11 protein-coding genes and 2 pseudogenes are annotated in these 14,268 nt (G+C 68.6%); 8 read left to right on the plus strand and 5 right to left on the minus strand.

Annotated features, from left to right (window positions below; genetic code table 11):
• The first annotated feature begins 21 nt into the window (after positions 1 to 21).
• The gene (gene ipdC, locus Q0654_RS07225; protein WP_298852136.1) at positions 22 to 1,659 is read left to right on the plus strand and encodes an indolepyruvate/phenylpyruvate decarboxylase; all 1,638 of its coding nucleotides are present in this window, start codon (positions 22 to 24) and stop codon (positions 1,657 to 1,659) included.
• 74 nt (positions 1,660 to 1,733) lie between these two features.
• Positions 1,734 to 3,071, plus strand: coding sequence for a radical SAM protein (locus Q0654_RS07230; RefSeq protein WP_298852137.1), 1,338 nt, complete (start codon positions 1,734 to 1,736; stop codon positions 3,069 to 3,071).
• Positions 3,072 to 3,103: 32 nt separating this feature from the next.
• Here the strand turns inward: Q0654_RS07230 and Q0654_RS07235 are convergent, their stop codons facing one another.
• Entirely contained in the window at positions 3,104 to 3,343 is a 240-nt protein-coding gene (locus tag Q0654_RS07235) for a hypothetical protein (protein ID WP_298852138.1), read from the minus strand.
• Positions 3,344 to 3,350: 7 nt separating this feature from the next.
• Positions 3,351 to 3,611: a DUF2249 domain-containing protein gene (locus Q0654_RS07240; protein ID WP_298852139.1), complete on the minus strand. Its 261-nt coding sequence runs from the start codon at positions 3,609 to 3,611 to the stop codon at positions 3,351 to 3,353.
• Positions 3,612 to 3,791: 180 nt separating this feature from the next.
• Between Q0654_RS07240 and Q0654_RS07245 the strand changes: the two genes are divergently transcribed.
• Entirely contained in the window at positions 3,792 to 4,025 is a 234-nt protein-coding gene (locus Q0654_RS07245) for a hypothetical protein (protein WP_298852140.1), read from the plus strand.
• Between the two features lie 61 nt (positions 4,026 to 4,086).
• On the plus strand, positions 4,087 to 4,668 hold the full coding sequence (locus Q0654_RS07250) for a hypothetical protein (protein ID WP_298852142.1): 582 nt from the start codon (positions 4,087 to 4,089) through the stop codon (positions 4,666 to 4,668).
• A gap of 191 nt (positions 4,669 to 4,859) precedes the next feature.
• Here the strand turns inward: Q0654_RS07250 and Q0654_RS07255 are convergent.
• Together Q0654_RS07255 and Q0654_RS07260 are read right to left on the minus strand one after the other, a co-directional pair.
• Positions 4,860 to 5,369: pseudogene (locus Q0654_RS07255) on the minus strand (cytochrome b/b6 domain-containing protein); the annotation flags it as partial.
• Positions 5,366 to 6,463: a catalase family peroxidase gene (locus Q0654_RS07260; RefSeq protein ID WP_298852144.1), complete on the minus strand. Its 1,098-nt coding sequence runs from the start codon at positions 6,461 to 6,463 to the stop codon at positions 5,366 to 5,368. The pseudogene Q0654_RS07255 and the gene Q0654_RS07260, both read right to left, overlap by 4 nt.
• A 242-nt stretch (positions 6,464 to 6,705) precedes the next feature.
• On the opposite strand from Q0654_RS07260, the gene Q0654_RS07265 reads away from it, so the two are divergent.
• The 4 genes from Q0654_RS07265 (at position 6,706) to Q0654_RS07280 (ending at position 12,832) form a co-directional block, all read left to right on the plus strand.
• On the plus strand, positions 6,706 to 7,809 hold the full coding sequence (locus Q0654_RS07265) for a bifunctional nicotinamide-nucleotide adenylyltransferase/Nudix hydroxylase (protein ID WP_298852163.1): 1,104 nt from the start codon (positions 6,706 to 6,708) through the stop codon (positions 7,807 to 7,809).
• Between the two features lie 286 nt (positions 7,810 to 8,095).
• On the plus strand, positions 8,096 to 9,526 hold the full coding sequence (locus Q0654_RS07270; RefSeq protein WP_298852146.1) for a nicotinate phosphoribosyltransferase: 1,431 nt from the start codon (positions 8,096 to 8,098) through the stop codon (positions 9,524 to 9,526).
• 10 nt (positions 9,527 to 9,536) lie between these two features.
• Positions 9,537 to 11,069, plus strand: a complete 1,533-nt coding sequence (locus tag Q0654_RS07275; RefSeq protein WP_298852147.1) for an ADP-ribosylglycohydrolase family protein — start codon at positions 9,537 to 9,539, stop codon at positions 11,067 to 11,069.
• Between the two features lie 428 nt (positions 11,070 to 11,497).
• On the plus strand, positions 11,498 to 12,832 hold the full coding sequence (locus Q0654_RS07280) for a Fic family protein (protein WP_298852149.1): 1,335 nt from the start codon (positions 11,498 to 11,500) through the stop codon (positions 12,830 to 12,832).
• Between the two features lie 138 nt (positions 12,833 to 12,970).
• Here Q0654_RS07280 and Q0654_RS07285 read toward each other — a convergent pair.
• Positions 12,971 to 13,758, minus strand: a pseudogene (locus tag Q0654_RS07285) (IS630 family transposase); the annotation flags it as partial.
• Between the last annotated feature and the right edge of the window lie 510 nt (positions 13,759 to 14,268).

Consider the following 14,268-nt stretch of genomic DNA (forward strand, 5'->3'; position numbering starts at 1 on the left):
CCGGTTGCCGCGCGCCCTCCCATGTGCCTCGCCCTCGAACTGCTGCACGCCTTGAAGCGCCACGGTGCGCGCGAGATCTTCGGAATTCCCGGTGACTTCATCCTGCCGCTGTTCCGGCACATCGAGGCCAATGGCATCCTGCCCCTGTTCGCGCTGAGCCACGAGCCCTCGCTGGGTTTCGCCGCCGATGCGGCGGCCCGCATGAACCTCGGCCTCGGCGTCATCGCGGTGACCTACGGCGCCGGCGCACTGAACGTGGTGAATGCGGTCGCCGGCGCCTATGCCGAGCGCTCGCCGCTGGTGGTGCTCGCCGGCTGCCCGGGCGAAGTGGAGGGCCACGCCGGACTGGTGCTGCACCACCAGGTGCGGCATCTCGACTCGCAGTGGCGGATCTACGAGGAAATCACCTGCGATCGCGTGCGTCTCAGCGATGCGGCCAGCGCGCCGGCGCAGATCGCACGCGTGCTGCGCAGCTGCCGCGAGTTCTCGCAGCCGGTGCTGATCGAGGTCCCGCGCGACATGGCCGATCGGCCGATGGCGGCGGTGCCGATGCTGCCGCCCAGCGCGTTCGAGCAGGCCGCGGTCGACGAATGCGCGCAGGAATGGCTGGCGAAGATCGAATCCGCGCGTGCGCCGGTGCTGGTGGTCGATGTCGAGGTGCGGCGCTTCCATCTGGAGGCCAAGGTCGCCGAGCTGTCAAGGCGTCTCCAGCTGCCGGTGCTGACCACCTTCATGGGCCGCGGCCTGCTCAGCCAGGCAGGGCTGGACGTCGACGGCACCTATCTCGGCATCGCCGGCGATCCGCACGTCAGTCGCCTGCTGGATGAATCGGACCTGCCGGTGATGCTGGGCGCGATCCTGTCCGACAGCAACTTCGGCGTCAGCGCCGAGCGCATCGATTTCCGGCGCGCGCTGATTGCCGCGCATCGCGAGGCACGCGTGGGCTATCACGTCTACCACGACATACCGCTCGCGGCCCTGGTCGATGCCCTGCTGGCGCAGGTGCCGGAGTCGCAGGCCCGTCGACGCGCACCGCTGCCGGCGAACACGCAGGCCACCTTCGAGGCCGATGACCGCGCGCTCTGCGCGGCCGACCTCGCGCCCGCCCTGAACGCCTGCTTCGCGCGTCACGGCACGCCGCCGATCGCCTCCGACATCGGCGACTGCCTGTTCGCGGCGATGGAGCTGAAGCCTGCACCGCTGGTCGCGCCGGGCTACTACGCCTCGATGGGCTTCGGCGTGCCGGCCGGCATCGGCGTGCAGGCCACCAGCGGCGAGCGTCCGCTGATCCTGGTCGGCGACGGCGCCTTCCAGATGAACGGCTGGGAGCTCGGCAACTGCCGCCGCTACGGCCTCGACCCGATCGTCATCGTGCTGAACAACCAGAGCTGGGAGATGATCCGCGCCTTCCAGCCGGAGTCGCGCTGCGCCGATCTCGGCGACTGGCGCTATGCCGAGTTGGCCGAAACCCTGGGCGGCCATGGCCATCGAGTGCGCACGCGCGCCGAGCTGGCGGCGGCGTTGGACACCGCCTTCAGCCGCCGCGGCCGCTTCGAGCTGATCGAGCTGCTGCTGCCGCCCGGCGACTGCACGCCCACGCTCAAGCGCTTCTCCGACGGCATCCGTGCGCTGCGCGGAGGCCAGGCGTGCGCGGCCTGAGCGCGCATCGGCGAATCGCGCGCGACTGACCTGGGTCAGCGCGACCGCCGGGCCGCTGCGGGGAGACTGGGATCATGCCCACATCGTTCGCCCCTGCCATGGATGCTCTGCTCAGGTTCTCCGGACTCGATGGCGGCTTCCAGGGCTATCCGGATCCCGCCCGCTTCTCACCCGAGTTCGGCGAGCGCCAGCTGCGTGCGGCTGCGCGCGAAAGCAATGAGGACCCGGTGCCGCGGCGGTTGTCCCTCTACCTGCATGTGCCCTTCGCCGAGCAGCCCTGCAACCACTGTCCAGGCACCGTCACCGTCGGCGCGGATCGGCAGCGTGTTCGCGCCTATTTCGAGCGGCTCGCACGACAGTGCGAGCAGACCGCACCGCTGTTCGACCGCGATCGCGATGTCATCCAGCTCAAGGTCGGTGGCGGTGGCCCGAGCACGCTCGATGCGCAAGCGCTGGGTGAGCTGCTGTACGCCGCCTCCCGGCATTTCTTCCTGAGCCGCGGCCGCGAGCGCGAATTCATGATCGAGCTGCCTGCCGGCGCGCACAGCGGCGACGAGATCCAGGGCTTTGCCGACCTGGGCTTCAATCGCGCGCGCTTCAGCGTGTTCGACTTCGACCGCGCCACCCAGCAGCGACTGGGTCGCGAACTCGACGAAGCGGCGCTGCAGGCCAGCGTCGCCGCGGCGCGCAGCGCCGGCTTCCGCTCGGTCTGTTTCGATGTGATGTATGCCCTGCCCGGGCGCAGCGAGCAGGATCTGCTGCAGTGGCTGGAGCGCGTGCTGCAGCTGCAGCCGGACAGGATCAGCCTGCATCCGCTCGGCGGCCGCATCGGCCAGCGGGTAGCGCCTGCCAGCGAGCTGATGCGCCCGCTGGAGGAACGCATCGCGCAGCGCGCCGCAGCGATCCGCTGCCTGCTGCAGGCCGGCTACGACGCGATCGGCCTCGATGTGTTCGCCCTGCCGCAGGACGACCTGTCCCGCGCGCGCCGCAGCGGCCAGCTGCATCGCAACGCGCTGGGCTACACGCCGCATGCCGAGACCGATCTGATCGGCCTCGGCGTCAGCGCACAGAGCCGGATCGGTGATGCCTGCTGCCAGAACCATGTCGACCTGCCGGCCTGGGAGGGCGCGGTCGACATGGGCGAGTTCCCCCTGTGGCGCGGCCTGTGGCTGGACGTCGACGCGCGCCTGCGCAGCGATGTGCTGCACGACCTGCTGTGCCGCGGCGCGCTGGACCTGGTGCAGCTGCAGGAGCGCTACGAACTGGACTTCTGCACCTACTTCCGGCGCGAGCTGGCGGCGCTGGCACCGCAGCAGGAGGCGGGCTTGTTCGCGATGGACGAGCGCCGGCTCTGGCTGAGCGACGCCGGCCGGCTGGCGCTGCGCTCGATCTGCACGCCTTTCGCCGCTTGAGCGCCGCCGCCGACTGCGGGCCCCGCGGGGCCTCAGCCGCTGCAGCCGCCGCAGCAGACCGATGGCAGATGGACCAGCGACTCGGCTTCGATCGCCAGCCCGCAGGCGCGCAGTGCCCCCAGCAGGGACTGCGTGCCCATCACCGTCGACACCCGCAGGGCACCACTGAGCGCTTCGCGATCGAGCACCACCGCAGGATCGATGTCCTGCAGCAGGGCCTGCAGTCGCGCCATGTCCAGGTCCGCGCCCGGTCGTTCGATGCGCACTTCCATGGCGGCGCTAGCCCGCCTGCGGGCTGAAGTCGATCACCACCGTGCCCGGCTCGCGCTGCACGTAGGCCACCCGCAGGGCCTCGCCATAGCGCTGCTGCAGCTGCTGCAGCAGGGGCAGGGGGTCGTGGTCGTTGACGAAGCGCATGGTCTCGCCAGGGCGCAGCGCGTCCAGCGCGCCGAAGATGGCGGCGTGGCGGAAGCGCTTGGCGATGCCGCGCGCATCGAAGGGGTAGGGGCCGATCTGGGCCGGTCCGCAGTGCAGCTGCATGGGCGATCTCCGCGAGGGTGAGCCGGCAGGCTAGGAGCCGCCGGGGCCGCGCGCGCTGACCCAGATCAGCCGCGCGCGAGCCTGACCTGGATCAGCGCGGCGCCCATCGCAGCGCGGCAGGCTGTGGGACCCATGAGCCGATCACCGCCCACTGACCTCCAACCGCCACGAGAAACCCGCATGAGCCTGTCCGCCCCCGATCCCGTCCTGCTCGAGCAGGCGCGCCGCGCCCTCACCGCGCAGGATGAATCCGCCCACGTGGAGTTCGATGCCGCCAGCGGTGCGCTGCGCGTGCACTCGCAGCTCGACCAGGCCACGGTGCTGAAGGTGCTGCAGTCCGCCGCCCTGCCGGTGACCGTGGCGGCCGAACCGGCCGAGCGCAGCGACTGCTGCGGTGGCTGCTGCGGTTCCTGAGCTCAGGTCGATCCCAGCGATCCGAGCCGCGGATGCGCTGCGCCACTGAAGGAGATTCCGCATGCACAGCCCCCACCCTTTCCGCGTGTTGCCGATGAGCCTTGGCCTGCTGCTGCTCGCGGCCGGCGGCTGCAGCCGCCAGCCGGCGTCGGAGGTCGCGTCTCCGCCCGCCGCCACACAGACGCAGGCCACCGTGAGCCCGCCCGCCGAACCGCCGGCATCGGCAGCGGCCACGAGCGAAGCCCAGACGCAGGCAGACCCCCACGATGCCGGGCACGCGGGAGAGCACGCGCACTCCATCGAGCCCGGCACCCGGGTCGCGCCCGAGGGAGGCTGGGCCTCGGACGCGCCGCTGCGCCAAGGCATGCAGGCCATCCTCGATGCCGTGGTCGCTGCGGTGCGTGCGCAGGGCGAGGGCCCGGCACTGGCCGCCGAACTGCGCGCGCAGATCGACTTCCTGTTCGCCAACTGCCGGCTGGAGCCCGAGGCCGATGCGGCCCTGCACGGCATCCTCGCCGAGCTGCTGCTGTCGGCACAGCGTCTGGAGGCCGGTGCCAGCGCGGTCCAGGAGCACGACGCGCTGCACGCCAGCCTGCAGCGCTACGGCCAGCAGTTCCAGCATCCGGACTGGCCGCTGCGCTGACGGCCGCGACCCGGGCCCTGTCCTCACGGCGGCGGGCGCGGGAAACAGGTGGGATCCGCACCCGCCGCTGCACTTCAGAGCCGGCTGACTTCGCTGCTGTCCGCTGCCGCGTGTCCCGCGATGGGCGTTGCACCGTCGACCGCTGCCGGCGCGTTTGCTGCGTTCTCGCCCGCGGGGCCGGCGCCAATGCCCATCCGCGCCAGCAGCCCGTCGCGCCGCACCCAGGCGTGGTGCAGGGCCGCGCCGGCGTGCAGCAGCACCAGCGTCAGCAGGCCATAGGCCAGCCAGGCATGCAGCTCGCGCAGCAGTCCATAGCGCGCGAGATCCGCCTCCACGAGCGCCGGCAGCGCGAGGCCGAACAGCTGCAGCGGCAGGCCGGCGGCGCCCTGCATGGCCCAGCCGGTCAGTGGAAGCGCGAGCATCAGAACGTACAAGCCCAGATGACTGAGATGCGCGATCGCGCGCTGCGCCGCGGGCATGTCGTCCGGCAGGGCAGGGGCGCGGAAGCGCAGACGGTTCAGCAGCCGAACCAGCAGCAGGAGCAGGGCGAGCAGGCCCAATGCCTTGTGCAGCTGGAGGGCGCTCGTCGCCCAGGGCTGCCAGCGGTCGACCATGGCCGCGCCCAGGCACAGCATCGACAGCAGCAGGGCAGCCATCGCCCAGTGCAGCAGGCGCGCCGACAGCGGATAGCGCGCACTCATGGGCCGGCTCCGGTCAGGGTCTCGCGGGCGCGGCGGCGCAGGCTCTCCGCATAGGCCGCGCGGCGCGCGTGCAGGATCGGATCGGCCGAGGGCTCGATGCCCTGCGGCAGCACCAGCGGGTCGAAGTTGACCCCGTTGCAGGCACCGCCCTGCTGGGCTTCGGCGGCGACCAGCTCGACCACGCCGGCGTCGATCTCACGCCGCTGCGCCGGCCAGGGCTGGCTCGGGTCGGTGATGGCATCGCCGGGCTCGGCCAGCTGCAGGCGCAGGGTCCAGCGCACCGGCCCGCGCTGCAGACGCTGCACGAACTCCCGGCTGAGCGCGTCCTCCGCATGCGGGCCCTCGCCCAGCGGGGCGAAGGCCTGTTCCGGGACCAGCGCCCAGCGCACCGGCTGGCGGCGGCCGCTTGCTGCGACCAGCACGAAGGCATTGATGCTGTGGTAGCGCGTGTTGGCCCAGCTGTCGCTCGGCCGGTACTGCGCCTGCCAGGCGCGGAAGGCCGCGCTTTCCGGGTGCGCCTCGAAGAACGCCGCGAGCCGCGCGGGATCGTGCCGGCCGGTGGCGGGGTCGGGCGCGAGCGCGCGCAGCTGCGCGTGGAAGGCCTGCGGGGTGCCGACCGGCAGCACCGGCGGCGTGTTCATCGCCATCCGCCACTGCTGGCCATCGGCCTGGGTAACCACCAGGGCCAGGCTGCGCACGCCGGCGCTGGCTTCGGGGGCGGTCGGGTTGCCGCCGCCGATGGAAAGACGGCCGAGCAGGGGCGATTCGGTGGCTGCGAACAGCGGTGCAGTCGACAGCTCGGCCGCCTCGCCCGAGCCGATGAAGCGTCCGCTGACGCAGAGCCCGCGCGCATGGGCGCGGCGGAAGCCCGCATGCCGCGGCTCGGCGCCGCCCTGCTGGGTGTCGACAATCTGGCTGGGCCGCGAATCCTCGGCGCTGCCCAGCGCGCCGCGCAGGCCGGCCACGCTCAGGCCAACCGCACCGACCAGGGCCAGGATCAGCGCGTTGCGCAGCGTGCGGGCGCCGGGGCTCAAAGCGGAGGCGGGGTTTGTGGGCTCGGGCGGCGGAGAGTCGGGGTGGCCGGGGCTTTCCATAGCGTTTCCATGTGTCGAGCGAGCGTGATGCCACTCGCGGCGTGAACGCGGCGCCTCCGCGCCTGGGCAAATGTGCGGGGGCCTGATGGCAGAGCATGGCAGGCGCGTTGCGATTGCCGCGCTCCTGTCACCCGCCGCTGCCACCGTGGCGCGGACCAATGCGCTGCGCTTGAACATTCCCGCCAAAGGCGTAGTCTTGGACCCACGCCGCCGGACTGACCAGCGGTACCAACGCCAGAGGGATCCTCATGGACTTCGACTACGTGGTCTTCATTGGCCGCTTCGAGCCGTTCCACAACGGCCATCTCGCCGTCGCCCGCCACGCCCTGCGTCTGCTCCGGGGCACTGCCGACGGAAGCCCCCAAACGACACGCGCGGCCGCCCGGCCCGGCAAACTCATCCTGCTGATCGGCTCGGCCGACGCCCCGCGCACGCCGCGCAATCCCTGGACCGCTGCCGAGCGTCGGGTGATGCTGCAGGCCGCGCTGGAAGACGCCTCTGAGCAGATCCTCGTGCGTCCCTTGCGCGACCACCTGTACAACGAGGCGCAGTGGATCGCCGCCGTGCAGCGCACCGTCGCCGAGGCGATCCGCGCCGACGGCGGCCCAGCGGACGCGCGCATCGGCCTGATCGGCCAGCGCAAGGACGCCAGCAGCTACTACCTCGAGGAATTCCCGCAGTGGCGGCTGATCGATGTCGGCCACACCGAGACCTTGTCGGCCACGGATCTGCGCCGCCACCTGTTCGAAACCGGCCCCGGCGACTACGGCAGCCTGATGCTGGTGCGCGCCAACGTGCCCGAGCCGGTGTTCGCCATGCTGGATGCCTTCCGTCGGCATGACCCGGCGCATGCCGAGTTGGTCGAGGAATACCGATTCCTCCGCGACTACCGTGCGGCCTGGAATGCAGCGCCGTACGCGCCGACTTTCGTCACCACGGATGCGGTGGTGGTGCACTCGGGCCACGTGCTGCTGATCCGCCGCCGCAGTGCGCCCGGCAAGGGCCTGTGGGCGCTGCCGGGTGGTTTCATCCGCCAGGACGAGGCGCTGCTGGATGGCTGCATCCGAGAGCTGCGCGAGGAGACCCGCCTCAAGCTGCCGGCGCCGGTGTTGCGCGGCTCGCTCAAGGGCAGCCACGTTTTCGACCACCCCGAGCGCTCGCTGCGCGGGCGGACGATCACCCACGCCTTCCACTTCGAGTTCCCGCAGGGCGAGCTGCCGGCCGTGCGCGGCAGCGACGATGCCGACAAGGCGCGCTGGTTCCCGATGGCCGAGGCGCTGGAGATGGGGCCACGATTGTTCGAGGACCACCTGCACATCCTCGAATACTTCATCGGACGCGGCTGAGCCCGATGGGGTGCGTGTCGTCCAGCCACGCCCACCACAGCGGCCCTTCGGCCCCCGCGAACAATAGGGTGGTCCCTGGCCCACCATGGCCCCAACCCCGCCCCGCTCACCCGTGAGCCAAAGCCTCCGATATCGACGAGAACAGGCAAGCATCCAGCCCATGGTGGGCCAGGGCCCACCCTATGACTTCCGCTCCGACGCGAGTCATCGACACGCTCAAGGCATCCACTCATCCCCACCGCCGGCGGACAGACCACCGGCATCCGACGCGAAGGAGTTTCACGTCATGAACATCCGCAACCCGTTCGACAACCTCATCCTCAACACCGACAGCTACAAGGCCAGCCACTGGCTGCAGTATCCGCCGGGCACCGACGCCAGCTTCTTCTACGTCGAGAGCCGCGGTGGCACGCATGAGCATGTGCTGTTCTTTGGTCTGCAGGCGATCCTCAAGGCCTACTTCAGCGCGCCGATCACCCACGCCGATGTCGATGAGGCGCGCGATGTCTTCGCCGCCCACGGCGAGCCGTTCAACGAAACCGGCTGGCGGCGCATCGTCGACGTGCACGGCGGTCGCCTGCCGCTGCGCATCCGCGCCGTGCCCGAAGGCCACGTGGTGCCCACCCACCAGGCGCTGATGACGATCGAGTCGACCGACCCGGAAGCTTTCTGGCTGCCAAGCTACATGGAGACCCTGCTGCTGCGCCTGTGGTATCCGGTCACGGTGGCCACCATCAGCTGGCAGGCCAAGCAGACGATCCGCGACTACCTGCAGCGGACCAGCGACGACGCGCAAGGCCAGCTGCCCTTCAAGCTGCACGACTTCGGCGCGCGCGGCGTGTCGAGCACCGAGAGCGCGGGGCTGGGCGGCTTGGCGCATCTGGTGAACTTCCTCGGCACCGACACGGTGTCGGCGCTGATGGCGGCGCGCGCCTGGTACGGCGCCGACATGGCCGGCTTCAGCATCCCCGCCGCCGAGCACAGCACCATCACCAGCTGGGGCCGCGAGCGCGAGGTCGATGCCTACCGCAACATGCTGAAGCAGTTCGCCAAGCCCGGCGGCATCGTCGCCGTGGTGTCGGACAGCTACGACATCCACCGCGCGATCCGCGAACACTGGGGCCAGACCCTGCGCCAGGCGGTCATCGACTGCGGCGCCACGGTGGTGATCCGCCCCGACTCGGGCGACCCGGTCGAGATGGTGCTGAGCTGCCTGCAGGCGCTGGATGAGGCCTTTGGCCACGCCGTCAACAATAAAGGCTACAAAGTGCTGAACACGGTGCGCGTGATCCAGGGCGACGGCATCGATCCGGTCAGCCTGAAGCAGATCCTTGAGCGCTTCACGCAAGCCGGCTACAGCGCCGACAACGTCGCCTTCGGCATGGGCGGCGGGCTGCTGCAGAAGCTCAACCGCGACACCCAGAAGTTCGCCCTGAAGTGCTCGGCCGCCCGTATCGATGGGCAGTGGATCGACGTCTACAAGGACCCGGTCACCGACCCCGGCAAGCAGTCGAAGCGCGGCCGCCTCACCCTGATCCGGCATGCCGAGTTCGGCAGCTGGAAGACCGTGCCGGTACCGAACGAGATCGAGCGCATCGAGGACATGATCCTGCCGGCCGGCTGGGCGCATGCGATGGAGACGGTGTGGGAGGACGGCGCGCTCACCCGCGAGTGGACGCTGGACGAGGTGCGGGCGCGGGCGGCGTGGGGCCTGTGAAGGGACGGCCATGAAGACCTCTACGAAGTTCATCCGCCGCGACCGCCTCGCCGGTGGCCTGTACGGCCTGCTCATCGGCGATGCCTTGGGCGTGCCCTACGAGTTTCATCCTCCACAGGCGATTCCCGAGCCGCATGAGATCGAGTTCATGCCGCCGCCGGACTTCCACCGCGCGCACATCGGGACACCTCCCGGGACCTGGTCGGACGACGGCGCGCAGGCGCTGGTGTTGTTGCACTCGCTGCTGGAGCGCGATGGGCTGGATCTGGATCACTTCGCTCAGGGCCTTATGCGCTGGGCCGACGAAGGCTATTGCGCGGTCGATGGGCGCGTCTTCGACATCGGCATCCAGACCTCGAACGCCCTGAGTGCACTGCGGCGCGGCACGCCTACCGAGCGCGCTGGCCCCAGTGGCGAGCGGGAGAACGGCAACGGCGCGCTGATGCGGGTGCTGCCGCTCGCGCTATGGCATCGCGGTAACGACGAGGAGCTGGTCGCGTTGGCCATGCGGCAGTCGCTGCCCACCCATGGGCATCTGCGCTCGCAGCTCTGCTGCGCGCTGCTCTGCCTGTGGGGGCGCGCCGAGCTTGAGGGGCGCAGCGACGCGTGGGACTGGGGCGTCCAGCGCCTGAGCGCGCTGGCCTCTGCCGACTGGGGCGGTGAGCTTGCGCGCATTCTTGATCCTGCCAATGCAGCCGCGTCACGCGGCACTGGCTACGTGCTGGACACGCTGTGGTCGGCCAGGCGCTGCATGGATGCCGCGGAGAATTTCGAAGCCGCGGTGCGCGCAGCCATCCGCCTTGGCAATGACACCGATACCACGGCAGCCGTGGTCGGCGGCCTTGCCGGTCTGCGCTTCGGTCGCTTCGGGCTTCCGCAGCGCTGGGTACAGGGCCTGCGTGGCACCGAGTTGCTGGAGGAGGTGATCCCTCGTCTACTCGATCACGCGTCACCGCGTGCGCCAAAGCACACTGGCTCGGCGCGCACCAGCGAAACCCATCCGCTGTCTATCGCGACGTTGGCGCTTGGAACAAAGCCCGGCCGCGTCGGCATCACCTTCTGTCCCGGCAAGAAGCAGTCGAACGCCATCACGGGTGCTTGGGATCGCGACCTGCGCGCCGACCTTGAACGTATCCGGGATTGGGGTGCAAAGCATGTCGTCACCCTGATCGAGCCCTGGGAGATCGAGGCACTCGAAGTGCAGGAGCTGCCCAGCGCGTGTGCGTCACTGGGCTTGGTTTGGCATCACGCCCCCATACAGGATGGCTCCGTTCCTGATGAGCAGTGGGAGGCGCGGTGGGCTGCCATAGAACCGGTGCTGTTGTCAGCGTTGGATCAGGGCCATGGGGTTGTCGTTCACTGCAAGGGCGGCTTGGGTCGTGCTGGATCGATTGCATGTCGTCTCGCGATCGCGGCGGAGGACGTGACGTCCGCAGACGGGCTGATCGAACGCGTGCGCTCGGTAAGGCCAGGTGCCGTAGAGACCCGCGTCCAAGAGCGTGCCGTTTTCGAGTGGGTGCAGCGGTACAACCGCCAGTCCTGAAGAGTGCGGCCTGCACTTACGCGTAACCTGCCAGGGCGTCGTCCGAGGCAACATCGAACGAGCGGCAGGTCGAGGCCGCTCTACGGAGCGTGCAATCGGGTACTTCACGCTGTCGGCGAATGCCGGCGATGCCCAGGCCGCAGCGAACCTCGGCAACCTGTTCGCACGCGGCACGGACGGAGTCCAGCGCGACACCGTCCAGGCCGAGGAGTGGTGCCGGCGGGCAGATATGCTGGGCCACGCCAAGGCGGGTGAGTACGTCCGCGCCCTCGGCGCGCAGCGCGTCGCCGGCAACTGAGCACCGTCATGGCGCTATGGACGGCGCCGCGCGTAAGCAGAGTCGTGGCGGATTCGGCGGCCAGGCGGCGCTTGCGCGTCTCGGGGTCTGTGTTAGGTTTGCTTTAAATTCCTAGAATATTTAAAGCAAAATGAAAGCTCCACCGCCGGCACCAAGACTGAAAGGGTTCAACACACTGTCGCCGGAGAGGCTGGCGGTGGTTTTCAGCGCCCTGGAAGGGTTGGATGACGGCGCTTATCTGCACTGGGAGCAACTCCGCCATCGGACGCCGCCCGCTGGGCTGACCGTCGAAGAGTGGTGGCTTGCGGTCAAGTTCCGGCGTACCGCGAATCAGATCAAGTTTCCCGAACTGGTGGCCTGCAACGGCGATCCGCTGACGGTTTCGCGTCACGCACGAGTAGACGCAGGCCTCGCGCGGATGGACCGCCAATTAGGCGGCCACGTCGGCCTGCCCGAGGGTGTCGCGAACGCCTCCACGCGAGACCAGTACGTCGCCAGCTCGCTGATGGAGGAAGCGATCCACTCCAGCCTATTCGAGGGCGCGGTCAGCACACGCGAAGCCGCCAAGGATCTGCTGCGCAACGAGACGATACCAGCGACGCGCGATGAGCAGATGATCCTGAACAACTACCGCGCCATGCTTCGCATCCGCGAGCTCCGCACGGAGCCGATGTCGATGGAACTTCTGCTTGAGCTGCATCGCATCCTCACCGAGGGAACATTGGACCGGCCGGATCAAGCAGGCCGAATCCAAGCTCCCGAAGATCGACGGATCGAGGTGATCGACGAACGCTCCAAACGTGTGGTGCATCGGCCTCCCCCCGCAGAGCAACTCCCCCAGCGGCTGGAACGTCTGATCGAGTTCGCCAACGGAGCCGACGAAGCCAGCGGTCGCTTCGTGCACCCCGTGCTCCGTTCCATCCTGCTGCACTTCCAGCTCGCCTACGACCACCCTTTCTACGATGGCAACGGGCGAACGGCGCGTGCGCTCTTCTATTGGTCGATGCTGCGCCGAGGCTACTGGTTGGCGGAGTTCATATCGATCTCACGACTGCTCTATCGCAGCCGAGGCCCGTATGAGAGAGCCTACCTGTACGTCGAGAGCGATTCGCAGGACGCGACGTACTTCGTGCTCCAGCAGATTGAAGTGCTGGAGCAGGCGGTGCAGGAGCTGCATGCATACGTACAGCGAAAGAGTGCAGCCCAAAGGAACGTGCGCGCGATCCTGAATCAACGCGCCGACCTCAATCATCGTCAACTCGCCCTTCTGGATCATGCCATGCGTCATCCCGACGCGCGCTACACACACGAGTCCCACGCAAGCTCTCACCGCGTCACCATCGTGACCGCCCGCAGCGATCTTCAGAAGCTGGTGAAGCTCCGTTGGCTCAAGCCGGAGCGTGTGGGCAAGCGCATCCTTTATCGCCCGACGCCTGCGCTCAGCAAAGCGTTTGCCGGACAGTGAAGCTCCACAGCCACTGATCAACGGCGAATCAAGCCGCGAACGAGCCCCAGCAGATGGCCCTCCGGCGTCCTGAGCCGGCGGTGTAAAGAAGACCGAGCAGCGTCCCCCGCACTCCCGGACCGCTGGTGTCCCTTTCCATTAGTTCGCAGTAGGAACCAATTTGGTTGCAAGCCGCGCGATCGAGCCGAGGATGGCGTCTGCGGACGTGGTCCACACGAACGGCTTTGGGTCCTGGTTGTAGCCCTCGAGATAGCGGCCAATCGAAGTCTAGAGGTCTTTGAAATTGTTGTGTGCGCCGCGATTGATGTGTCGCTCGCCGATCAGTGCGAAGAACCGCTCGACCAGACTGATCGACGACGAGGTCGGGGTGATGAGGTCGACCTTCTGCTCCTTCGGCACGTTTGCACCGATGGTGTCGAGGAAGCGCAGGAATTCCGCGCTGCAACGTCGTCGCTGCAGCTGTCCGAACACCTTGCCGGTCGCCGCGTCCAAAGCAGCGAACAGCGAAGTCGTGCCGTGGCGCTAGTAATCGTGCGTGAGTGCGTGCGCGTCGCGGGCCTGACGGAGGTCAGCGGCAAGCCGGGTTGGGTCCGATTGAGCGCTTGGATCTGGCTCTTTTCGTCCACGCAAAGCACCAGCGCACGCTCAGGCGGAGCCAGGTACAGGCCCACGATGCCGCGCACCTTGGCGACGAAATGCGGATCGCTGGACAGCTTGAACGTCTTCTGCAGATGCGGCTTGAGTCCGAAAGCGCGCCAGACGCGACTGATCGCCGCGGGGTACAGCCCCGTGGCCTTGGCCGTCAGCGTCGTACTCCAGTGGGTCGCGTTCTCCGGAACCTCGTGCAAGGTCTTGCGGATCACTTTCTAGATGAGATCCTCACCGATCGTGCGTGGCTGGCGCGAGCGCGATGCATCGCTAAGGCCTGCGATAGGGGAGGTCACATCTAGTCGGGTGCCGGTTTTCTGTGGGCTTCCCATGACTGCTTGCTCCGAAGCGAGTGCAGGAGAGCGCCATCGTCGAGTGGGTAGAGCGGTATCAACGGCCTCGCAAGGACTGAGCCAAGCCGATGCCTAAGCCGGAGTCAGCGCCCCGGCAGCCTTAACCAGACAGAAGGGTTTGGGCTGGATAAGCCAGATCCGAGCATGTCTCGACTTCCAGAAATCTGCCCGAAACCGGGGGGTATTCGGAAAGTGGAGCGACTGTCGGCCTCGTAGAGTGGAGACCGTTGCCCATGGGTGTGTAGGTGCCGGGCAACTGCCCCGCTGCGCCTGACTGCCCGGAAAGCCATGCATCACGAATACCCAACCGACCCCGCCTTGTCGATCCGCGCAGAGTCCTGCAAGCGGAGCCGCTCCGATGCCTTGCCGGAGAACGGCACCCCTTAGTCTCAACTTCCAAGTGCAACACCCCACTTCAAGTAGGGTGCAGGCATG

Source organism: uncultured Aquimonas sp., assembly GCF_937888285.1.
In the GTDB taxonomy this organism is placed as follows: Bacteria; Pseudomonadota; Gammaproteobacteria; order Xanthomonadales; family Xanthomonadaceae; genus Aquimonas.